This window comes from Nostoc sp. 'Peltigera membranacea cyanobiont' 210A, from assembly GCF_002246015.1.
GTDB lineage: Bacteria > Cyanobacteriota > Cyanobacteriia > Cyanobacteriales > Nostocaceae > Nostoc.
On sequence record NZ_NOLJ01000011.1, the window covers coordinates 50,115 to 73,971 of the forward strand.

At 41.0% G+C, this 23,857-nt stretch carries 20 protein-coding genes and 1 pseudogene; 7 read left to right on the forward strand and 14 right to left on the reverse strand.

The features are described 5' to 3' along the window. Positions 1-97 precede the first annotated feature (97 nt). From CDG76_RS29160 to psaK, 4 genes are all read right to left on the reverse strand, one after another. Entirely contained in the window at positions 98-2,035 is a 1,938-nt protein-coding gene (locus CDG76_RS29160; RefSeq protein ID WP_094352340.1) for a M48 family metallopeptidase, read from the reverse strand. Between the two features lie 6 nt (positions 2,036-2,041). Next, entirely contained in the window at positions 2,042-2,629 is a 588-nt protein-coding gene (locus CDG76_RS29165) for a LemA family protein (protein WP_094352341.1), read from the reverse strand. 382 nt (positions 2,630-3,011) lie between these two features. Next, entirely contained in the window at positions 3,012-3,263 is a 252-nt protein-coding gene (locus CDG76_RS29170; protein ID WP_094352342.1) for a hypothetical protein, read from the reverse strand. 116 nt (positions 3,264-3,379) lie between these two features. Further along, positions 3,380-3,640 carry a photosystem I reaction center subunit PsaK gene (gene psaK / locus CDG76_RS29175; protein ID WP_094352343.1) on the reverse strand — a complete coding sequence of 87 codons (261 nt, stop codon included), beginning with the start codon at positions 3,638-3,640 and terminating at the stop codon, positions 3,380-3,382. Between the two features lie 495 nt (positions 3,641-4,135). Here psaK and CDG76_RS29180 point away from each other — a divergent pair, with 495 nt between their 5' ends. The 3 genes from CDG76_RS29180 to CDG76_RS29190 all read left to right on the forward strand — a co-directional run bounded on the left by CDG76_RS29180 (position 4,136) and on the right by CDG76_RS29190 (position 7,405). Continuing rightward, entirely contained in the window at positions 4,136-5,446 is a 1,311-nt protein-coding gene (locus tag CDG76_RS29180) for an efflux RND transporter periplasmic adaptor subunit (protein ID WP_094352344.1), read from the forward strand. 501 nt (positions 5,447-5,947) lie between these two features. Then, positions 5,948-6,403 carry a hypothetical protein gene (locus CDG76_RS29185; protein WP_094352345.1) on the forward strand — a complete coding sequence of 152 codons (456 nt, stop codon included), beginning with the start codon at positions 5,948-5,950 and terminating at the stop codon, positions 6,401-6,403. Between the two features lie 261 nt (positions 6,404-6,664). Next, positions 6,665-7,405 carry an SDR family oxidoreductase gene (locus tag CDG76_RS29190; protein WP_094352346.1) on the forward strand — a complete coding sequence of 247 codons (741 nt, stop codon included), beginning with the start codon at positions 6,665-6,667 and terminating at the stop codon, positions 7,403-7,405. Between the two features lie 202 nt (positions 7,406-7,607). On the opposite strand, the pseudogene CDG76_RS39755 reads toward CDG76_RS29190, so the two are convergent. Both CDG76_RS39755 and CDG76_RS39250 read right to left on the reverse strand, forming a co-directional pair. Beyond that, a pseudogene (locus CDG76_RS39755) lies at positions 7,608-8,794 on the reverse strand (ISAs1 family transposase). A 413-nt stretch (positions 8,795-9,207) separates the two neighbouring features. Continuing rightward, a complete protein-coding gene (locus CDG76_RS39250) occupies positions 9,208-9,336 on the reverse strand; it encodes a hypothetical protein (RefSeq protein WP_262984374.1) in 129 nt (42 codons plus the stop codon). A gap of 262 nt (positions 9,337-9,598) precedes the next feature. On the opposite strand from CDG76_RS39250, the gene CDG76_RS39460 reads away from it, so the two are divergent. Further along, on the forward strand, positions 9,599-10,333 hold the full coding sequence (locus CDG76_RS39460) for a rubrerythrin family protein (RefSeq protein WP_094352347.1): 735 nt from the start codon (positions 9,599-9,601) through the stop codon (positions 10,331-10,333). A 94-nt stretch (positions 10,334-10,427) separates the two neighbouring features. Then, positions 10,428-11,621, forward strand: coding sequence for an MFS transporter (locus tag CDG76_RS29210; RefSeq protein WP_223265443.1), 1,194 nt, complete (start codon positions 10,428-10,430; stop codon positions 11,619-11,621). Positions 11,622-11,633: 12 nt separating this feature from the next. Here CDG76_RS29210 and CDG76_RS29215 read toward each other — a convergent pair whose 3' ends face one another. The 7 genes from CDG76_RS29215 to CDG76_RS29245 form a co-directional block, all read right to left on the reverse strand. After that, complete coding sequence (locus CDG76_RS29215) at positions 11,634-12,209, reverse strand: TMEM175 family protein (RefSeq protein WP_094352348.1); 576 nt, start codon at positions 12,207-12,209, stop codon at positions 11,634-11,636. 173 nt (positions 12,210-12,382) lie between these two features. After that, entirely contained in the window at positions 12,383-13,069 is a 687-nt protein-coding gene (locus CDG76_RS29220) for a Uma2 family endonuclease (protein WP_094352349.1), read from the reverse strand. 330 nt (positions 13,070-13,399) lie between these two features. Next, positions 13,400-14,788 (reverse strand): histidine--tRNA ligase, encoded by a 1,389-nt coding sequence (hisS, locus tag CDG76_RS29225; RefSeq protein WP_094352350.1) that lies wholly within the window; start codon positions 14,786-14,788, stop codon positions 13,400-13,402. A 124-nt stretch (positions 14,789-14,912) separates the two neighbouring features. After that, positions 14,913-15,359 (reverse strand): DUF3598 family protein, encoded by a 447-nt coding sequence (locus CDG76_RS29230; protein WP_094352515.1) that lies wholly within the window; start codon positions 15,357-15,359, stop codon positions 14,913-14,915. 227 nt (positions 15,360-15,586) lie between these two features. Then, positions 15,587-17,005, reverse strand: a complete 1,419-nt coding sequence (locus CDG76_RS29235; protein ID WP_094352351.1) for an aldehyde dehydrogenase family protein — start codon at positions 17,003-17,005, stop codon at positions 15,587-15,589. 83 nt (positions 17,006-17,088) lie between these two features. Further along, positions 17,089-18,123 carry a nitrilase-related carbon-nitrogen hydrolase gene (locus CDG76_RS29240; RefSeq protein WP_094352352.1) on the reverse strand — a complete coding sequence of 345 codons (1,035 nt, stop codon included), beginning with the start codon at positions 18,121-18,123 and terminating at the stop codon, positions 17,089-17,091. A 44-nt stretch (positions 18,124-18,167) separates the two neighbouring features. Continuing rightward, positions 18,168-18,932, reverse strand: a complete 765-nt coding sequence (locus CDG76_RS29245) for a red chlorophyll catabolite reductase (protein ID WP_094352516.1) — start codon at positions 18,930-18,932, stop codon at positions 18,168-18,170. 343 nt (positions 18,933-19,275) lie between these two features. On the opposite strand from CDG76_RS29245, the gene CDG76_RS29250 reads away from it, so the two are divergent. Then, the gene (locus CDG76_RS29250) at positions 19,276-19,779 is read left to right on the forward strand and encodes a hypothetical protein (RefSeq protein ID WP_094352353.1); all 504 of its coding nucleotides are present in this window, start codon (positions 19,276-19,278) and stop codon (positions 19,777-19,779) included. A gap of 45 nt (positions 19,780-19,824) precedes the next feature. Beyond that, positions 19,825-21,444 carry a sensor histidine kinase gene (locus tag CDG76_RS29255; RefSeq protein WP_094352354.1) on the forward strand — a complete coding sequence of 540 codons (1,620 nt, stop codon included), beginning with the start codon at positions 19,825-19,827 and terminating at the stop codon, positions 21,442-21,444. Between the two features lie 21 nt (positions 21,445-21,465). Here CDG76_RS29255 and pbpC read toward each other — a convergent pair whose 3' ends face one another. Then, a complete protein-coding gene (gene pbpC / locus CDG76_RS29260; protein ID WP_094352355.1) occupies positions 21,466-23,850 on the reverse strand; it encodes a penicillin-binding protein 1C in 2,385 nt (794 codons plus the stop codon). Between the last annotated feature and the right edge of the window lie 7 nt (positions 23,851-23,857).

The window sequence follows — 23,857 nt, forward strand, 5'->3', positions numbered from 1 at the left end:
GGTTCTTGTTCTGGAAAACGGTCATTTAATAATGGAAAAGTCCGTTTTTGCGGACTTTATTTTTTGAGTTATAAATAATCATGTCTCAGTCGTTACATTAACTTCGCTTTGGAGAAGGTTGTTTCTGCTTTGAAACACTAGGCTGAGGGTTTAAAAATGGTGGGATAGGGCAGTCTAGCGTCATGGCGATCGCTCTGAGTAAGTCTGCTTCTGAAGGAGTAACTTTGTTATCTAATAGTACCGTGTGGGCGCAAGCATCAACAATAGTCTGTTTGAGTTTAGGAGTAGCAAGACGCAGACGCTCAATACTTTTTTTGAGTTCAGTAAAATTACAGTTTAGTGGTTTTTCTGGTTTTTCTTGCTCCCCAGCTTTGGGGAGTCGAAAAACTCCAGAACGAAAAGCATAGGCGATGTCTTCAGTGGACGCATCCGGTTGGGAGTGTCCGACACGGGCAATTACGGACAATATTAATAGACTATCTGGCCAAATCTGTTCGATGGAGGTGAATTCTACCGTTGTAGTAGATGCAGGATTTATACTAGGTTGAAGACGATGCCACAGTATTAACTGCAACACAAAATGCCACAGCGATAAACTTCCGGTGGCTACAACTAAACCGTGGATGCATTTGCACACCCTTTGGCATTCTTTGGCAGAGTTTTGGCGCAATATAGGCACTGCCAAATCTACAAGTGGCAAGCGAATTCTGGGATCTAACTGGCTAATTTCCCTACTTAGTTGCAAGGTTTTCTCTACCAAATCAGCAGGTTGTACCTCTCGTAACCAAGCAATCTGACGTTCTTGAATTTGGAGATTTTCCGTATCTAACGCTAGCGCCAAAGCGATCGCCATTGCACTTTGTTGCTCACGCGCACCCAAACGCAAAGATTCTGGTAACTGTGATAACAGCGCTTGAGCATGGGCAAAATGCTCTGGTGTAACGCTTCCAACTTGGTTTACAACCTGTGATGGCGTGGCGTTAGAACCACCAGCAAAGCCCATTGTTAGAGATTCCTGGGAAGGGGAAGGGGAACGCATCTGATTGCGAGATGGCATTGCTGCTAAATTACTGACGTTCAAACCCCCAACGCGGCGGATACGTTCTGCTAAGGGTGGGTGGGTAGAAAACATATTTTCCCAGAAAGAGGGGTTGAGGGCATTGCCAAAAAACATGTGGCTAGAGGCTTCTGCACCCGGCGATATTAAGCGTGAATCCATCTGTTGGAGTTTTTGAAAGACTCCGGTAAGTCCGTTGGGGTTGCGAGTGAACTGTACGGCTGAAGCATCAGCGAGAAATTCGCGTTGGCGAGAGACGGCGGCTTTAATCAAGCGTCCGCAAAGTAATCCGATACCGCCAATTGCCATTAGTGCCAAACCAAACGCCCAGATAGGTAAACCCTTGTCTTCCTTTCCTAAGCGGAAGCTACCGCGAAGGCGCAACAGCAATTCCCCAGTTAAGTAAATGAACAAAATTCCATGCAGTAGTCCCACTAAACGCAAATTCAGCCGCATATCTCCATTGAGAATATGACTGAATTCGTGGCCGATGACTCCTTGTAGTTCATCCCGGCTCAGGTGTTCCAAAGTTCCACGGGTAACTCCAATTACAGCATCATTGGGCGTAAATCCGGCAGCAAAGGCATTAATGCCGGTTTCTCTGTCGAGGAGATAAACTTGGGGGACAGAAATACCAGAAGCGATCGCCATTTCCTCGACAATATTTAATAGTTGTCGCCCTTGTTCGTCGGCCATTTCTGGTAGCAGGAGTCTTCCTCCTAACTCTTGGGCAATTACGCTTCCGCCCTCCCGGAGACAGGCAATTTTGTACAGACTTCCGATTGCGATCGCAATTATTGTAATCCCAGCCACGTAAAGAAATATCCCTGGATGCCACCAAACACGGGGAGCCATGCGAAACAGAAATAAAGTGACAATATAAATTGCCATAATCATGACTGCGATCGACAGGGAAAATAACCCAATTAATTGTTGCGTATTTTGGCGTGCCCGATCCTGATGTTCAAAGAAATTCATAGATTTCTAAAAAGACACGCGTGGAGCATTTCTGATTTCTGGAGTAGCTTCGGGGAGCAATTCTGCAACAGTAAAGTTAAATGTATTTGCCACCAGGTTGCTGGGGAAAGATTCGCTCTTGGTGTTGTAAAGTGTCACCGCGTCATTAAAAGCCTGACGGGCAAAAGCAATCCGGTTTTCAGTGGAAGATAATTCTTCCATAACCTGAGTCATGGCGCGATCGGCTTTCAATTCTGGATAAGATTCTGAAAGTACCATCAACCGACTTAACGCACCCGTCAGTGCCCCTTCAGCATTGCCCAACTGTTGCATCGCTTGGGGATCTCCAGGATTTTGAGCGGCACGACTGCTAGCATTAATTGCAGAGTTTCGGGCGGCAATAACTGCTTCTAAGGTTTCTCGCTCATGTTTCATATACCCTTTGGCTGTTTCCACCAAGTTGGGAATTAAGTCATAGCGGCGCTGTAATTGAACATCGATTTGAGAGTAAGCATTTTTGTAACGGTTGCGATACTTAACTAAATCGTTGTAGCTATTAATGATAATTACAGCAACAATGGCGACTAAAGCAACAGCAAATATTAAAAGCCCCATATTTTTAGATTATTTCCATCAGGTACTTACTTTTTTGCAGATTTACCAATCACGGTAATCTTCATATCCAGCAGAATTTATGTGGATATAAAGATGAGTCTACTTGTCGCAAGTTGGCTTCGTCGTCTGTAAAATTAGTTACGCAAGTTTACTGATGTAGGATTTTTTAAATAACCGCAGAGGCGCAGAGAACGCAGAGTGAAATAAATTAAAGTTTGTAGTAAGGACTTTAGTCCTGATAATCCTTGCTCTGAACGATAAATCGCTCACTCAAACTAAAAGTTTATTTTATTGTATTTAATTATGTCTACCTACTTATCATCTCTCTTTTCTCTGTGTACTCTGCGCCTCTGCGGTTGATTAAAAATTCTAGCCAGATATGTCACCCATGAATATGCATAAATAGGGAATAACCACTGGCAGCAAAAATAAAAAGGATGGCGGCAGGAAAAATTACTACATCCCTGACAATAAATAAAATCCAATCTTTTCTTAGTTCTTGTTTAAACTTGAGTTCTCGCAGTTTTTGCTCAACTTCTAAGTCTTCTGGTGACTGCAAGTTGGCAGGTGACAAAATTAGCGGATTATCGCCTTTGCTGGCAATTCTTTTTGATAAATCTGTTATATCTGTCATGCTGTTGAGATACTGATATTACTTAGTCTCTCATAAAAAAGAGCCAGAGAGTTAGTTCTCTGGCTCAAAGCTGGAGACAAAAGAATCATCAAATAAAGGCTAACTTGGGTAAGAACCTAAATTCTTCCCAGGTTATGCAGCCCTAAAATAGTGCCCACACCTAAGATATGGCCAAAGGCAGCACTTGCTAAAAAGGCTGGTAAACCAAAATTACCAAGGAAATTACCTGAGGGTAGTTTTGGTTCTGCGTTGGGATACCTGATGCTAGATTTGCCAAAGGCAATGGCAACGATATTAGCAATAATCATAATCAGTCCAACTGTAGGACTCCATTGCAGAGGTGTGGTTGCAGCAGCGAGTAAGGTTGAAGTCAACACCTAGATTTGCTCCTGAAATTTATTAATGGTTGAAAACATAATCTGAAACTTTCCGAAGCAAATTCAAGAAATTACCCGATTTTGCATCAATATTTAACAGTTATTCTTACTACTTAATAAAATATGAGTTCAACGCAGCGATCTGAATGTGGTAGCTAGTTTTAATTTAAATATCCGAAACAAGCAAAATTCTAGTCTTTATTTATACTTAAATAACAGTGATTATGATGAAATTATTTCAATGCATCTATAGCAATTTGTGCAGGAGTTACGAATAAAAAGATCCTGACTTTTTGAAGGATATAGCTGAAGTAAGAAATTTAAGGAGCGGATTCACCTTTTGGTAGATTTAGACAGAATCATCAAAACTGTATATTTGGATGGGATAACACATAATTTGCCGCAAAACCTCATGCTAAATCAGTAATTTCAAGATTGACAGATGAAATTTTGATTGAATTCTAGTTAATTTGTTCCTTAAGTTCCTCAAAAGCCATGACATCCCCTGAGCCTCAAACTGATTTTGGAGAAAAAGCTCCACAAACGTCATTTGAGCCACCTTCTGGAAAACGGCGGTGGCTTTGGTTGAGTTTAGCCGCACTCTTATTGTTAGGGGGCGGAGCAACTCTAGTCTGGCGTTTACTCACTCCACAAAATTCAGCACCTTCAAATACTAACGCTCAACCTCAAGGGGTAAGAGTCAAAATATCAACAGTACAAAGCGGCATAATTGAGGAAAGTTCAGATTTTATTGCTAGTCTAAAATCCCTGCGCTCAGTCACACTCCAACCGAGGATTCAGGGTCAAGTTACCCAGATACTTGTCAAATCGGGAGATCCTGTCGTCGAAGGAGCTGCAATTCTCCAAGTAGATCCTACACGACCAGCAGGTATCAGTGGAAGCAATACTGTGCCTCAAGCATTTTTAGTGCAACTGGCAAATGCCCGCGCCACACTCAAATCTTTAGAAGCAGAACGACCATCCTACGTTGCGAATCTGCAATTGTACCAGCAGAACTACGAAAAGTTTGTCAGCCTAGCTGAACAAGGAGCCGTGTCTCGACAGACTAGCAATCAGTTTGCTAATCGGCTGGCCAATGCTAAGACTAGTCTGGATGCAATTGATTCCAGAATTCAAGCACAACGAGCCACCATCTTGCAGGCTGAAAAATCCTTGCAGCAATCTAATGTAAATACTCAAACACAACAGCCCCAGTCTGACAAAATTACCGCTCCTTTTAGTGGCACAGTTGGCAATATCCCTGTGAAAGTGGGTGATTTAGTTAATACTTCTACACCATTAGTTAATATCACACAAAATCGACCTTTAGAAGTGAATATCTCTGTACCACTACAGCAAGGGCCTCAATTGCGTAAGGGTATGCCAGTAGAGGTGATGAACACACAAGGTCAAAAGCTTGGTAGAAGTAGGATATTTTTTATTGCACCCAATGCCAGCAATGAAACACAAACGATACTGATTAAAGCACTTTTTGACAACACTAACGGTCAGCTACGTGCAGATCAATTAGTCAGAGCGAGAGTGTTCTGGAATCAGCGCCCCGGAGTTTTAATTCCCACAACAGCAATGACTCGTGTAGGCGGGGACACTTTTGTTTATGTAGTTGAAACAGAGATATCTCCCCAAGGTGTATCCCAACAAGTAGCTCGGCAAAGACGAGTGAAGCTAGGCGAGATTAAAGGTAACAATTACCAAGTTATTGAAGGATTACAGCCAGAAGATAAAGTTATTATTTCAGGGTTGCTCAATCTCAGGGATGGTGTTGCGATCGTTCCAGAATTTTAATTAAGGGGAGTAGAGAGGAGGAGCAGGGGAGAAGTCTCAATCTTGTCTCCTACCAATCTTCACCCCAGAGCGTTAACTATAGCGATCGCTCTTTGTTGGAGAACTTGTAAAGTAGTCTCTAGGTGTCTATCTATGCAATACACTCTGAACTCACTTCCATTCTTTTCTCCTAAAAAGAAAGCATTGGTGAAATTTTAAGATATAACTCGTTTTGTCAATAGTGATTACGCTGTAAATTATCTATAATATCGAGTATCTAATTAAGCTTTATACTAAATTTTATGGCAAGGATGAACGATGCTTTTAAATATGCGTAGGCGTAGCTAGTCTTGTCTATGAAACGCTATGCGAAGGCATCACAGGCTAGAAATTTACGTTTATAACCTCGATTTTGACTAAATTTAATCACCACTACTTATTGGTGACAGGTTAATGACCTTAACCTGTCACCAATGAGTAAAAGTAAGCAATTACTTGATTACGTAACAGAGGTAAACAATTATGTCAGTGAAAATCATCCAATCTAAGTGCGGTTTAGTTTTAACTTGTTTAGTTGGACAGATAATGTTGTTGGCTGCGCCAGTACAAGCTGGAGTGGAGGGCAAAAGCTACGATGTCAATGTTAATTCGAGTCAGGGAGATAATTTTACTGCTTGTTTTGAATTTAACGCCGATGGTAGGAGCCTTCGCTTTGTTGGACTAGATGCTACTTATAGCCGTACAAATCTAGGTCGGGATCAGAGAAATTGGCAAGCAGTAACAAGTCCAAATTCAGAAGAAAGTATCGCACTTAGCGGTCAAGTAAGAGGAGACTTTGTTCCAGATCGGAGGATAAGTGGTAATGCTATCAATTCCCAAGGCACTACTTATACATTTAATGGAACACTCTTATCTGAGCCAACATGTCCGATTGAGATTGAATCCGAGATAGGTCTAGAAAATCCCTTCTTCAAATAATTTAATCTACGCAGATATGATAAACCAGATGAGCTTTTGGTTAACGAAGACAGACAATTTCTAAAAGATGTTGGGCACGTATCCTCACCTTTTGCAAAGTATTTTCATTTCTCCCGCCTGAGAGTTACTTGAATTCGCTGGCGGGATTTTGGCTGGATTGAAGTCGGCAGTTTGAGCAGCGATCGCTAAATTTAACCTTAGTACAGTACCTTTAACAATAGATAATCACTTTAGTTAACCAAAATTAAACTCGATTAATCTATGGCATCTTTAACAGGGAAAGTTGCAATTATCACTGGTGCATCGCGGGGAATTGGACGAGCGATCGCACTAAAATTAGCTGGTAACGGTGCATCTATTGTCGTTAACTATGCGGGGAATGCAGGCAAAGCACAAGAAGTTGTTGCAGAAATTGAAAAGTTGGGAGTAGAAGCGATCGCTATCCAAGCTGATATTAGCAAAGTAGCCGACATCCAACGGTTATTTGAGCAAACACTTGAACGCTTTGGCAAACTCGATATTTTGGTCAATAATGCCGGAATCGCCTTCTATAAACCAATTTCTCAGGTGACAGAAGAAGATTTCGACGCGATTTTTGCCATTAACGTCAAAGGCACTTATTTTACTTGCCAGCAAGCGGCGCAACACATGGCAGAAGGGGGACGGATTATCAACTTTTCCTCATCTACTACAGTGATGATGCTGCCAACTTATAGTGCTTATGTAGGAACTAAGGGTGCTGTTGAACAAATCACGCGGGTACTAGCTAAAGAATTGGGTGCAAAAGCGATCGCAGTTAATGTTATTTCTCCTGGCCCCACCGATACAGAACTATTCCGAGAAGGCAAAACACAAGAACAGATAGATCGTTTAGCCCAAATGGCTGCTTTTGGCAAACTGGGAGATGTGCAAGAAATCGCCGATGTAGTAGCGTTTCTCGCTAGCGACGAAGCTAGGTGGATCACTGGGCAAAACATTCGTGTCAACGGTGGAATCGCGTGATCAAAAGCAACTTTAGTATACATTATCTGTACGGGAACTTACTTAGAAGAGCAAGTGGCAGGATGGCGGTTGATAACTAATGCAGTACACGAACAAGGGGGCAGAATTTTTTTGCAACTCATGTCCGCATAATTAGTTATGATTTCCACAGTCATTGCACCCCACCCCCAACCCCTCCCCGCTCTTCGGGAGGCAGGGTGGATTAATTGTGGAGAGAGAAAAAGTTTTCTGACTCGACCGTTGGACTCATAGGTATTCTGGAAGAGAAGTCAAAGTGCTCAAATAGCGCATCAAAAATCATTTGAAGTTGGTTAGCCATCAGCCTTAACGCTTCAGGAAGAGTCCGACAATGTAACTGACGAGCGAGGGAAACTAAAAACTGTCTGACCATCGCCCAATTAGCTGGTGAAAAACCGCCAGTATGAATACAGTTATCTTCATTTAAAGTTACATCCTTGACCCAATGAAGTTGATTTTCGATTGACCAATGGCCACGAATAAGGAGAGCGAATTTTGAGGCTGAACAATTTAAGCTACTCAAATAAAAGTGTCGTTCATGATAATCAACAATCTGACGACGACTTTTCTTTCCTTGAGGTCGAGTTCCATGTCTGTTAACCTCAACTAAACTTTTAGCGGCAACCCAATCAGGTAATGACTCAGATGGAATTGGATAGACTTTGACTTGACGAGTGGTCTTTCGTCCATGCAAATTTTCATAATGGTGATTGGTATCGATAGCGATTGAGGATTCAGCTAGCTCAGTAGCTACTTTCAGCAGATTTGGCTGGTTTCCTTTAATAGTAATAATGTAGTCATTTTCTCCCTCAATAATTAACTCAACAGTTTTTTTTGGCAATGTAGCGCATCTGCTGTAATCACGACATGATACCCAGAAAGTGTTTTAATTAGCTCTTCTACCACACTAATCTCACTATGAGCGTGATTCTCCATAGCTTGATGTCTGACTACCCATCCTTGCTGATGACTATAAACTGAAACGATACTCACAAAGTTTTGATAAGATTTATTTCCCCCTGTGACAGTACTTTTAATACATTTACCATCGATGGCAAATAATTCTTTGTGATTAATTGGCAAACTATTTTCTGCCCAGACGTTAAACAGTTCAGCTAATATCTGAAAATCAATAGACATCATGATATTTCTAAATGTTGATGCTGACGGAAATTGAATATCTGGAGATAAATCTAATAATTTGATTAGGGATAATCGATGATTTTTAGTGAACTCAGCTAAAGGTTTATATCCCCAATATCCTGTGCAACTACCTAACAAAACTATAGTTAGTATTATCCAAAGTCTATGTCTAATCCCTCTGGCATGTCGATAATCGGGAACCCCTTGAATTGCTTCGATTAAATTCATTCCCAACTTTCCTCTGGTTTTGGTCTTTTTCTCAAGGAATCATTCTTCCATGTTATATTTTCTCTCTCGACAATTAATCCACCCTGCTCCCCGCTCTTCGGGAGGGGAGCTAAAGCGCAGCTTTGGCGGGCTGGGGTTCCGAGTATTATGTTTAATTGCCCGGACATCATATCACTCCACATACCCATAGGTAAAGTATCGTTGGAAACTCCCCGCGCTTTAGAAACCCCAGAAATTTCCGAGATTGTCGAGCAATTCCGCGAATCCTGACTTACCAAAACGTTTAGAACTTACAGCAGATTGCGAGTTGGTGAGGTACAAAATTACCCCACCCTAACCCTCCCCGATATATTGGGGAGGGAACTAGATTTGCTGTTTCCCCCCAATATATCGGGGGGATTAAGGGGGGTAATTTACTTGTAGCCCCAAGCAATGGAAGGTTGTACTTCATTTACTTGCAAAGTGCTGTAACGCACATTTAAACGCTCCAGATCCAAAAACATTTTATGCCCCTGACGCCACAGGATACACCGACTAGCCATTTTTAGAACTTCAGACAACTTAAATTAATCACAGTCATCTCTAAATCAAAAATATAGTTTTTCATCTGCAAAACTTTTCGGTTTTATAATTGTCCAAGTAAGATAGGACAGCCATTCTATCTTACAAATAAAACGGATTTCTAAATCTGGGCTGAAAAAATTTGTATAAACAATTTATAACTTATACAAATAACGGCTTGGCTATGCGGTTGTAGAGTCTGTGTTTTCGTACTCAATATCAATTCACTGTCATTCCAAAATTATGGATTTGTCCAACTTTACTACACTTCAAAACTTAGAAGCTGCCTTCGGTGGTGAATCGATGGCAAATCGTAAATATCTGTTTTTCGCTGAGGTGGCGCGTCAACTTGGGTTTACAGACTTAGCGAAACTTTTTAAAGAAACAGCAGATCAAGAAACTGAACATGCTTTTGCACATTTTAAGTTACTACATCCAGAGCTTGTGGTAGAAGATGCAGCTGCTTTAACTGATGAACAAAAACGGGAAATTGTATCTCGCTGTTTATCTTTGGCAATTGAAGGCGAGACTTATGAATATACCACAATGTATCCAGAGTTTGCCGCAGATGCACAACGCGATGCCTACGGCGGGCAGAGCCAACGCGATAATCCGGCAGCTGAAGAATTTCTCAAACAAGTTCAAGAATCTACCGATCATGCCAACACATTTCGGGAAGCTGCACACCGTTTTGGCTTGTTAAAATTCATCGAAAATTATCACGCCGATCGCTACACTGAAGCCTTAGAAGTATTAAACGGTGGACAAACAGCAACCAGAGTTGCTGGTGAAGATCCTAAAACTCAGAAATGGATTTGTAGACAATGCAGCATGATTTACGATCCCGTTGCTGGCGATCCTGATTCGGGAATTGCACCTGGTACACCTTTTGAAGAAATTCCTGAAGACTGGGAATGTCCGATTTGCGGTGCTAGCAAAAAAACCTTTAAACCATTTGAGGAAAAAGTTGCAGCTTAAGACGACAATCAATTAGGCACTTTTTTAGCAAATAAACGCGAAGCGTCTCTTGGGATGCTTTGCGTTCATAATTATTTATACACAGGGTTTGATCGTGCATTTACCAGAAGATAATAGCCAATCTGAACGAAAGAAACCAGTTTATCTAGAGCTAAATTTTCAGATTATTTGTGCAGTTGTACTAATTGCTGTTATTGGAGTTTCTAGCGTGACTCCGGCTTTTCCTAAGTTAGCTAAAGATTTAAATATTAACCCGAAAAATTTGGGTTTGTTGATTACAGCATTTACATTACCATCTCTTATTTTAGGGCCAATTATTGGTATTCTTGCCGATAGATTGGGCAGAAAGAGAATTATCGTTCCTTCACTATTTATATTTGGCATAGCTGGTACTGCTTGCGCCTTCGCCCGCGATTTTAATTTATTATTATGGTTGCGTTTGCTGCAAGGAATTGGTGCTGCTTCTTTGCTTTCTTTGAGTATCACCTTAATCGGCGATTTATACACAGGAGACAGACGGACTACGGCAATGGGTTACAATGCCAGTATCAGCAGTGTCGGCACATCAAGTTATCCAATAATTGGTGGTGCATTAGCTACAATGGGCTGGTATTATCCCTTTATGTTGCCGATATTAGCGATTCCTCTTGGGTTGTTGGTGTTGTTTGCACTTAAGAATCCCGAACCAAAAGGCGAGCGTAACCTCAAAGAGTATTTGAGCAATGCCATGAAAGTTCTGAAAAATCGCCAGCTATTTGGAATTTTTATTGCCAGTGCTGCTAACTTTGTTTTTCTTTATGGTGCTTATGTCACATATTTACCACAACTGATTAACGATACCTTTAAAGCGCCACCCACAATTATTGGATTGCTCCTTTCTAGTGTTTCCGTGGCAATTACGATTACATCTTCCCAGTTAGGTAGATTAGCGAGAAGATTTCCCGCCACAAGTTTAATTAGTGCATCTTATGTTTTCTATGCATTAGCAATGTTAATAGTTCCCTTTGTGTCAAATATCTGGTTACTATTAATTCCAAGTACAATTTTTGGGATTGGACTTGGTATTGGTTTTCCTAGCAGCCAAACACTTTTAGCAGATTTAGCACCAAGAGAATATTTGGCGACGATTATATCGGTAAACGGGACATTCTATGGATTAGGACAAACATTAGGCCCGTTATTGATGGGCTATGCCTTTGGTTTTGGCGGAATTAGTAGTGTGTTTTATGCCGCGGCTGGTTTTGCAGTTTTGATATTTTTTGTGTTTAGGTATTGCACTTGTAGGTAATTCGTAATTCGCTTAGGAAGTGAGAGTCTTCTCAATGCGACGATCGGGGATTAGCCAGATGACTGCGACTAAAGCGTATAATGCACAGGCAAACCATGAGTTCATTAAGGCAAGTGGAATTGCCACAGCATAGACAACTACTGATAATTTTCCTTTGAAGTCTTCACCAACTGCGATCGCTAGAGTCGAATCCTTGCCGTGGTGAGAAATCAGGGTGCGAGTAAGAATGAAGTAAGCGATCGCAGCCAACAACAACACCGCACCATAAAGGGCAACTGGCATAGCGGCAAAGTGATTCTCGCCCATCCAACCAGTGACGAAGGGGATTAGCGACAACCAAAACAGCAGATGCAAATTGGCCCAAAGGATACGCCCATTAACCTGTCGGACTGCTTGTAGTAGGTGATGGTGATTGTTCCAGTAGATGCCGATATAAATAAAACTCAACACATAGCTCAGAAATACCGGGATTAATGGACGTAGCGCAGCTAAATCGAACCCATGCGGTACTTTGATTTCCAGCACCATGATGGTGATGATGATGGCAATCACCCCATCGCTGAATGCTTCTAATCTCCCTTTTCCCATGTACGCATTCCTTTTCTATTTACTTGAAAGTAAGTTGTGACACTCTGTACTTTATCGTACCAAGTAGCCGCCATTGATAAAGATTGTCTGCGTTGGCGTAGCCCGTCGTACTCCTTTGGAGAAGCAAGCTACACAAAGCGTCTCGTAGAGAAGGCATCGCAAAATCAAAATCTTTAATTCTCACTTGCCAATTTCCGCCGTAATTCCCGAATAGCAGCGCTAGTATTGCGCTCGTAGGCAATTTTAAAACACTCTGTAACTACTTCTGACACATTGATGTTAGGGAAATAACGGCTACTGGTTTCAACAGTGTAGCGTAGACGCGTTCGCGGAGCGTCTCGCAGAGAAGCGGCTTGTCGGTAGACATCGCCCTGCAATCTGTAAATTACAAGCTGGTTCTTCCTAAACAACCAAACTTCTGATACTTGATAAGGTAGGTAGTCATTTACATCGGTGTAGCTGGTGATGTCTATCTCCACCACTAAATCAGGTGATGGATCGACACCCCAATTAATCCGATCTTTACCTGCAATCGCTTCCCAGTTTTCAATATAAAAACAGTAGTCTGGTTCTATACCACTTTCCTGTGGTAGTTCCATTGTGATGGGGGTAAATGCCTCGTATTCTCGTCCCAGATGATCGAGCAAAACTTTTACTACATCTGCAATTACACTTACTTTACGCCCATGTTCTGGTAATGGTGCCATCAAGAGAATTTCTCCATCTCGATATTTGATACGAGGAGAGGAGCGATCGCCTAGTTGTTCATTGAGTGCTTGATAATCTTGCCAACTTCCAGGTAGGCGTACTACCGCACCTGGGGGCAAATGGATTGCATCGGGTGTGACAACAGCAAACATACAACTGAACCTCCACCTCAACTGTAATGCTTTAAATATCAATTGCTGCGGCTGAAAAATACAGCAGCGATAACAATCAAACCTAAAAGTGCTATAGGAACCCAGAGATTAGGGACATCCGATAAACTCATAAATGACTTCCAAATAAGTAGGGTATATGAGGCAGATGGCAATAGACAGTTGCTACTTTATAAATCAACTTTTAGGTAAGTAGCTAGACGTAAATAAATTAAAGTTTGTAGTAAGGACTTTAGTCCTCATAATCCTTGCTTTGAGCGATGAATCGCTGACTCCGAAATAGGATTTGACTTTATGTTGAATTATACCTAGCTACTTAAGTCTTCTTTTCACTTCCTCAGCCAAATTTTCTAGTAGTACTTCTACTTGCTCGCCTGTTTTCAAATCTTTGAGCGATGACTTTTGCGCTGCTGCTTCTTCAGAACCAATAATTACGCAAAATTGAATTCCTTGTTTGTCTGCTAATTGAAATTGTTTACCCAAGGGACGCTTATCAAAGTTAGTTATCACATTAATTCCCGCCTGACGCAGATGTTGAGAAACTTTTAAATAAGTAGGCATTAAATCTTCTTGCATATTCACTACCATCACTTGGGCTGGTGTAGCAGCTAAGGTATTTAGAATACCAGCTTTTAATAAACGACTAATTAAACGAGTTAAGCCAATAGAAATGCCGACACCAGGCATCTTTTCGCCCAAAAATACTCCGACTAATTCTTCATATCTCCCGCCAGAACAAATACTACCTAAAGCTTCATGTCCTAATAGAGTTGTTTCGTAAACAGTGCCAGTATAGTAATCAAGACCACGGGCAATGGATAAATCAATACAGAAACGGTTTTCGGCAACACCGAGATTACGCACCCCAGCAATTACCGTTTCTAATTCGGTAACTCCTAAACTCAATTGCTCGGTTTCTGGCAGATTTTGGGCGAGATGCTTGAGCTTATCTAAGACTTCATCAACGGAACCGTCAATTTTAATAAACTCAATAATTTTTTGTGACTGTTCGGCTGCAATTCCTTCTTTTTCTAAATCTTGTTTTACTTTACTTTCACCAATCTTTTCTAGAGTATCAACAATACCAATACAAGATTTAATTTGATTTTCGGCAATTCCCAATGATTTAAAGAAACCAGTAAGAACTTTTCGGTTATTGATGCGAATTAGAAAATCACCAATATTAATTGCTTCAAATATCTCAGTGATAATTGCAGGCATCTGAGCATCATAGAGCAAGCTGAGTTCACGACGCGCAACTACATCAATATCACATTGACGGAACTGACGAAAACGCCCATCTTTCGCCCGTTCTCCCCGAAAAACTACATCGGTTTGATAACGGGCAAAGGGAAAGGTTAATTCATTCAGGTGACGGGCAATATACGCTGCTAATGGAACTGTTTGATCAAACTTTAAAGCTCTTGCTTCCGAACCTGTTTCGCCCGATTTATCTCTCTCGGCTTGTCGATTTGGTGGCAATATAGGATCGATTCCATAAATGATATTATCGCCTTGATTCCCTTTAGCTTGCAGTACTTCTAAACGTTCTACAGCAGGTGTTTCGATGGGCGTAAATCCATAGCTTTCAAAAACTCTACGGATGATATCTAGCAAATATAATTCTAGACGCTTTTCGCTAGGAAGAAATTCTGGAAACCCGCTAGGGGTAGAAAAGTTTATTTTGTCACCTTTGGCCATGCGTGTACCTTACTAAGTTGAGATTGGAGATGAAAGCTTAACGACTGGAAGCCGTGGCTACACAAACAAAGTCCGCCTGCGCGGACTAGAGAATAACGAGATTTATCTTTGAGGGGAGAAATTACTATCTTACCCGTTCTTCTTGAATTAGGGTGCGTTGAAAGATTTGATTGTTTTTAAACCAATGCCAAGTGCGGGCACGATTGTTATTGTCAGGACTAATGTAAATCATTTCATATAAGCTCATTTCTGGGTTTGTCTTATAACTAAACCACAAAATAACAATCGAATCATCGGCTTCCCAGGCTTTTCCGTCTATGCGATCGGTGTTAAACCAAAGTTTATTATCTTTATAGATTCCTGGAAATTCATATTCTTCTCGTTTACCATCAGACCATTTGTAGCGATTGATTTGGTAGTAGGGATGAGGGCCATTTTCTGGAAATTGACAAGTTAAGTGAGATTCATACTTGTCAAGAATTTTTCCTGTTGTATCAATTAATGTATAAGTTCCTACCCAATCTCCTTCATGACGGGCAAGCACGGGCATTCCTTCTCGAATATTTGACATTGTAATTCCCCTCTCAACAACCTTAGGTAAAAACAACTGTTTGAGCTGGTAAGCAGTGCTTACTCTACAAAAACTGCTGAATGTTAGCATTAACATTGTAAGTCGATACAATGGTATTGTGAGCCGAGACAATTGCATTGTGAGCCAATGCATTACACTGCTCTTAAAAACATTACCTTCTGTTTGTTGAGCGTAGTCGAAACCCTGTCTCCTCCCTCTTGACTCCTTCAAACTTCATTATTAAACCACCAAGGGTCATTAGTAGCGTTAGTTTTGATCAAAATAGCTTTTTTTCGCATGAACCGTTTCAGCGCCGCCGCACCCATACGTGAACCTCCCAAACCAGAGAATTTAAAGGCGTTTTTCTCTCCTTCGTGCATGATGGCGGTGAGTCCAGCATCGTTGATACTAATAGCACCTGCATCTATTTGGTGGGCAACTTCTAAGGCTTCTGTTTGCGAGGCAAATACAGCAGCACTTAATCCATAGATTGAGTCATTGGCTAAAGACACCGCTTCCTCAACTGTGGAAAAAGGCATTATTGGCATAATGGGGCCAAAAGTCTCTTCGGTCATCACTTTCATGGAATGATTGACCTGGGTAAGCACTGTGGGACGACACCACCAACCCCCACCTAAATCCTCTATTACACCACCGCAGTGAATTACTGCTCCTTTTTCCACTGCATCTAGGAGATGATCGCTAATAATGGCTGCTTGTTTTTCGGCGATGATGGGGCCAATTTCTCCACTTTCGACTGTGGGGTAGGCTAGCTCAAGGCGATGTGCTTTGGCTACTAATTGATGGTAAAACTTTTCAAATATCGATTCTGCAACGTAAATTCGCTCAATTGAGAGGCATGACTGTCCGGTGTTGACAACGGAACCCCACAATATCGCTGAGGTTGCTAATTCTAAATTGGCTGATTCTAAAACGATCGCAGGATCTTTTCCTCCTAATTCCAAAAAAGCTGGAATAAACTGTTTTGCAGCCGCTTGTGCAACTTTTCTCCCCGTGGCTACACTGCCTGTAAAGCATACTAAATCTACATTTTCAATCAAAACAGATCCAGTTTCGCCTGCTCCTTCCACAAAAGTTAAAACATCGCGCAATTCGGGAACGGCGTTGAGTGCTGTTTTGAGTGGTGCTACGAAGCGGGGAGCGATTTCACTGGGTTTGACAATGACAGCACAACCCGCCAATAATGCCGGGATGGTATCAATGGTAGACAGTAACAGCGGAAAATTCCACGGGCTAATTACCCCGACTAGAGGATAAGGAACGGATGTTTGTTGTAAAGCAATAAATGGAATGGCTGTATTTTTTGCCGATTCTTGCAGCAATTCCGGTGCTAGCCGACACCAGCGATCGATGCTGGAGAGGAAAGAGTCTATTTCTAATACCGAGGTTGACAATCTTCCTGTATCATTTACCAAAGCTTCTGTAAGGCGATCGCGTTCAGATAATATCGCCTGTTTCCACTGCTGTAAGGCTTCAATTCTCCCCTCTAAGCCCAATTTCTGCCAGCGAACTTGTGCCCGGCGCGTGCGCTTACATTGCTGTACCACCAACCTTGGAGGTGGCGGGATAATTACGTAGTCAAATTTGCCAGTTCGGGGATTGCGGACTTCTATTGTTTTTGTCATTTGTCATTGGTCATTAGTCATTTGTCAAGAGTTATCTATTCTTTATTTCCCCATGCTCCATGCTTAATGCCCCATTCCCAAATTCAAATTATGCCCAATTGGGTTAAACGCTCAATGGTGGCTTGCTGTGTTTGCAGGAAATGTTTGCGGTCTACTTCTCCTTCCAGCATAGTATTAGCGGGGTAAAAGTGTGATTGGCGATAACTTTCGGCGTATAGTTCAAAGCGTTGGCGGGAAAGTAAATTATTTAACCCCGGTCGGCGGCGATCGCGGCGTAATGCTGCTAAATCAATCTCTGCAAATGCTGCCATGCTCTCGCCTGTACCTGTTTCTGCTAATACGATTCCGCGATGGTCAATGATTTTAGAGCCACCATCAGCTGAAGCAATGGGGATGGCAATATTAGCGATGCCTGCGGTATTAGCTGAAACTACATAAGCCAGATTTTCCACGGCACGAGTGATTTTTGCCGCGTCTTTGGGCGTGAGGTTTTTGTTGTATACTTCCGAAGTGGAATGGACAAAAATCTCTGCTCCTCGCATCGCCAAGCACCGCGCTACTTCTGGATACAAAATTTCTTCTGATGCTAAAGCAGCCAAATTACCGATCGCAGTTTTGGCAACGGGGAAAACTCCTTCTAAGCCATAGCAGTCAAGATATTTATCCCAAACATCATGGGGGGTGGGAGCAAATAAGGAATTTAGCCGCCGATACCGCAAGATGATTGAGCCAGAAGGGTCAAGAATAAAGCAGGTTTGAAAGTACAATCCGGGAAAGTTGGGGTCAACTTCGTAGGCGTTACCTGCTAAAAAGATTTTATGCTTTTGGGCAATTTTACCCAGCACCTCATACTCAGCACCAGCCATTTCTATACAGGCTTTTTCTGCCCACCCTGATAGAGTATCTCCCATTGGGAAACCAGTCAGGAAATATTCTGGCAGTACAATTAAACGACAATCAAAGCCAATGAAAGCGATACTGGCAGCAATTTGTTGAGCTAGGCGGTTGATGGAGTTTTGCATGAGCGATCGCGCTTCGTGACGATTGCTAGTTTGATTGACTGCATGACAGGTAACTTGCAGTGCCAAAGCGCGGAATGATTCTAAATTAGTGGGCATAGGGTATGGGACTAAGGACAAATGACCAATGACAAATGACTAATTTAGAGAATGCGATCGCCACCCCAAAGCGATCGCACAAGTTTCTCTGTCAATTCCGAGCCAAACATCTGTGCGGCAAATTTATTACCTGGATCGCGTTCAGCACTGATACGGCGGAGCGCCAAATCACGAGCAGCTAAAGCCGTGCGTGCATTTTCTGGCACAGGTTCAGCGCCATCTACCCAAGTTAACCAGCGATCGAGTGTTTCGTGTGCAAGTGTGCGAGTTAGTTCGAGAGTTTCAAAAGTAGGTGCGCCTGTGTAGCAAAGACTAACGGGCGATTGAAATAAGCGAATATACGCACTTTTGCTAGTAAATACCTTGAGCCGCGAATCTTGCTGTAACTTTAAGAATGTTTCATTAACTGGCTCATAGTAGCGATCTAGAGATGCCAAATCGGTTATAAGCTCAGTTCGGGCAATGTAATCTATATAAAAGAAAATATTTGGAAGTGTGCCAAACTCGAAGGCCAAATGAGGAACCTGAATATGGGACTTCAACCAAGTGGTGAGGCGCATAGTCCCAAAGTTTGATTTTTCCGGGTTTCCCAACCACGAATGCACTAGCCAGTCAATTTCTTCCCCAGAAAAAGCGGTTAGCGAACCCTTCATATTGCCATCAAGACTGCTGTATTGCTGTAAATTTTCTACAGAAGGGTCTGGATGTAACTGAAAACGAGCCTCTAATTTTTGGCGGAGTTCCTTTGTAATCTCCCACAACTGCTCAAATACAGCTTTATTATCTAAATCAGTTGGTTGCTGAGTCATGGTTTGAGTTTGCAGTTTTTCTATAAACTTCATATTTAGTTTGACACTTTCCGGTATCTAATTCGTTACTTGTATCGAGCAACGCATTCGAGGTACATCATAGTCCCCTCCTTGCTTGCGGGGAGGGGGTTGGGGGTGGGGTTCTTGTACCTCACTCAACTGAGAACTGCTATAGAAGCTTTTGCCCTTAGCACAAGCTTCAGTGATAATACTGTAACTTTATGTAAAATTTTTTTTATATACTTAATTATAAAAATAAAAATAAATTTGTTGAGAATTATAGACAAATTAGAAGAAAAACAAATATTAATAAGTTAGTTGTTTGATTATAAATATACAGAATATGGCTTTTGATTTAGATAAAGCTTTTCAAATAGATATCGCTCAAATGAATTTGAAAAAAGCACATTCATTAGTATTTAGCGTACATGGTGAACCGAAAATTCCTTTTGTCATTTGGTTACTGGAGAATCCTAATAGCATAATAGCATTACCTGGAAAAATTAGTCTGCTCCATCATGATTATATTCACATACTTTTAGATAGAGGGATTTCTTCTCAAGATGAAGCCTTTGTCATAGGATTTACAATGGGTAATGACTTAAAGACTAATCAACTACATTTATTCATCTATCAATTCTTTGCTAAATTTATCTATCCAGTTCCTTATAATTTTTCAAAGTTAGACTTAATAAGTTTTAAGTTAGGATTTATTTATGGCAGAAATATTAAAATTAAACAAATAAATGAAATTAACTTTGAAATTTACCAAAATGAAACTATAGGATTTTTGAGAAATTTTTTCGGTATCAATACTGATAAGTCTAAACTGATGCCAGAGTATTAATAGCGACAATACCGAATTAAAACATATCTAAAAAATAGTATCAAAATGCACCTACTTTATAAACTGAGATTTGCTTCCTCTCAACTAATAACTGTAACAGTACTGCTTACTCTGCTCTTATTCATTCCTCAAGTTTGGCTCAACTTGCAAGCATATTATAACTTCAATAGCATTACTAAAAATGAATTTAAACTTCAAAGATTAAGTGATGAAATTATTTATCTTGATGAAGTACTAACTATGTCAGCCCGCATGAACGCTGCTACAGGAAACACTATTTGGGAACAACGATATCGCCAATTTGAACCTAAGCTTGATATTGCTATTCAAGAATCGATTAAACTAGCTCCTAAAGCATATAAAAATGAGGATGCTAAGAAAATTGATGCTGCAAATCAGCATCTGGTGACAATGGAATATCAATCTTTTGATTTAGTTAATAAGAATCAAAAACAGACAGCACAACAACTACTTTTTAGCCGCGGATATGAAACTCAGAAGCAAATTTATGCTGATGGGGTGATGAAAAGAAAGTCTAATATCTCACTACAATTACAGCAGAGGATTGATGAATATTATCAACGAATATTATGGGCAATTTCGGAGTCTATTATAAGTTTAGCCATGCTGATTCCAGCATGGCTTTTAGTATTGCATTTATTACAGCAATACTTAAAAGCTAAAAAATTTGCTCAAGCGGCTTTAGAAGAAACGAATTATCGATTGGAAATGCAAGTTACGGAGAGAACGGCAAAATTAAAACATAAAAATGTTCAGCTACAAAATACACTGCAAGAATTGCAACACACTCAAGTACAACTTATTCAAACTGAAAAAATGTCTTCATTAGGTCAGCTAGTTGCTGGTGTTGCTCATGAAATCAATAATCCAGTTAATTTTATTTATGGTAATCTGATACATATTAGAGAATATAGTCAGCAATTACTAACTTTAATTAAACTGTATCAGCAACACTGTTCTAGTGAGAAATCAGAAATAACTACTCTAATTAATGAGATAGATTTAGAGTTTATTGTTGATGATATGCCAAAAATCTTATCATCAATGGCAGTTGGTACTGAACGAATTCGCGAAATTGTACTAACTTTGCGTAACTTCTCACGCCTTGATGAAGCAGAAATGAAATTTGTTGATATTCATGAAGGAATTAATAGCACCCTATTAATTTTACAGTATCGTTTCAAAGAAAATCAGAAACAGCAGGAAATTGCAATTATTAAAGATTATGGGAATTTGCCTCTTGTTGAATGTTATGCAGGAGGGTTAAATCAGGTCTTTATGAATATCCTCAGTAACGCTATTGATGCTTTACATCAACGGGAAGTAGAGTGTTTAAAAGGAGATATTGAAAGGCAGCTTAATTCTATTATTATCCATACTCAAGTTAAAAATGAAGAATGCGTAATTATTAGTATAAAAGATAATGGTTTAGGAATAACTGAAGAAGATCAAACCAGATTATTTGACCCTTTCTTTACTACTAAACCTATAGGTAAAGGTACTGGCTTAGGATTATCTATTAGTTACGAGATTATCGTGGAAAAACATCAAGGAAAAATTCAGTGTATTTCTGTACCTGGTAAGGGTACAGAGTTTATCATTGAGATTCCTATCAAGCAGACACGTTCAATAGTTACCCATTGACAGAGAGCCATCTTTGCTATTTCAATTATTACTAATAGAAAATCCTCGACGCGTAGGTTTAATATTAGCTAACTCCACCTGAAAACTTACTTTGTCCATCATTTCCCCGCTTTTCGCTTCCAAAGTCCACTTACCAGGACGTAAATTCCAAAATAAAGAATTAGCTGAGTTTGTATCTAACTTTTCGCCATTTAACCACCACTCCACTGGTGCAGATTTATTTCCCGCTAGTTTAAATTCGAGTTTTTGCTTTGCTTCTTCACCAGGATAAACTAAAAATAAATCGCCATGATGCGGAGATAAAATTCTCAAATTGGTAGAAGTAAAATTTGACTGCTGTTGTTTTGCTAACCATTCATCATACTCTGGTGGCAAATTGAATTGATTGTCACGTTCGTAATTACTTTTATCTTCAGGATAGAAATATTCTTGCACCACTGAGGTACAGTCTGGGGTGGGTCGTAACCCAGAAATTGCACAGACAGGTAATTGCACTAAACCTTCTGGAGGTGGAAAACCTGCTGGTTCTTGATGTTCGTGCAGATGTAACATAATTCGATTCCATAAGGGTGCTGCGCCTGTCACACCTGAAACCTGTCGCATCGGTTCACCGTTGAAATTCCCTACCCAAGTAGCGACGGTGTAATCTGTGGTGAAGCCAACAGTCCAAGTGTCACGAAAATTGGAAGAAGTGCCAGTTTTAACAGCAACAGGAAAAGGTAAATTTAACACCGAGTCTACACCAAATGCTGTTGCACGAGCATAGCTATCACTGAGTATATTGGTGATTAATTGCCATATTGTCGGATTTTGGACTTCGACTTCTCTCCGAGACGCTACGCGAACGCTCAGTCGAACGATTTGAGATTTGGGACTTCGACTTTGCTCAGTCGAACGATTTTGGATTGGGGAATTGGAAAATGTGCTGACTATTGGGGTAGCATCTCCTTGTCGTGCGATGGTTAAGTATGCACGGGCTAATTCCCAAAGACTGACTTCGCCACTACCTAGAGTCAAACCTAAACCATAATGTTCTGGAGTTTGATTGAGGTGTTCAAACCCCAGTTGATGGAGTCGTTCTAAAAAAGTTTCCACACCAACTTTTTCTAACACCTTTATTGCAGGTACATTTAAAGAATTTGCTAAAGCGATTCGCACCCGCACCGGGCCAAGAAACCGTTCGGTGTAATCTGTGGGGCTGTAAAGTTTCGCACCGGGAATTGCATAATGAGCGGGTACATCTGCCAAAATACTGTTTGGGCGAATTAAACCTTTTTCTAAAGCTAGTTCATAGACAAAAGGCTTAAGGGTAGAACCTGGTTGACGTAGTGCTTGCACTCCATCATTGCGTCCCAGTTTGGCTTCATTAAAATAATCAGGTGAACCGACATAAGCCAAAACTTCACCAGTGTGGTTATCAATCACTAACGCAGCAGCATCATGGACATTGTTAGCGGCTAGGGAAGAAATTACCTGCTGTACCTGTGCTTCCACAAACTGCTGCAAAGGGCGATTTATAGTCGTGCGGATGGGGGAATTTTGTTCTGTTTGCGTTTTATCAAACTGATTGGCTAACCAAAATAAAAAGTGTGGTGCAGCGATAATTCCCCCTTGGCGAGACTGAAACACAACTTTTTCAGTATGTGTTCGGGTTGCGTTCGTCGCAGACGTTGGCGCAGCCATCGCACCACTAATATACTTTTCCTGTATCATCCGATTAAGGACGTATTTTTGCCGTTGCTTCAGCCGTTCCCAATGTTCGTAAGGATTAAAGTATGTGGGATTATTGGGAATAGCAGCTAACAAACTAGCTTGAGCAAGATTCAATTCACTAGCTGGAATGGAAAAATAAGTCCGCGCAGCTGCTTCCACACCATATATATTCCCGCCCATTGGTAGCCGATTAATATATGCAGAGAGAATTTCATCTTTGTTCATCCCTGCTGTTAACCGCCAAGATAGCCAAATCTCACTCAGTTTACCAGAGAAGCTGCGGGGCACTGGATCTAACATCCGCGCCAACTGCATAGTAATTGTGGAAGCACCGGAAACAATTCGTTTCGCGTGGATGGCTTCTTTGCTGGCGCGGATAACAGCTTTCATATCCAACGCCCCATGATGATAAAAGCTGCCATCTTCGGCGGCTAAAATGGCATGGATAAAATGGGGCGAAACCTGATTTAGCGGTACTACTGATGTATGTTCTTGGTCGCGGGTGAGCAATGTTCCTAATGGTAAACCATTGCGATCGCTAAATTGCATAGCCAAATGATTTTGGGCAATATCTGCGGCCCGAATGGGCGCAAAATAAGGGAGTAAGCGTACCAGCAGACAGATTAGCAGCACAGCTATGATAACTTTACTAGTGCGCTTAAGTTTGAGTAGCGATCGTAAAATTAGTTTCATCAGGGAA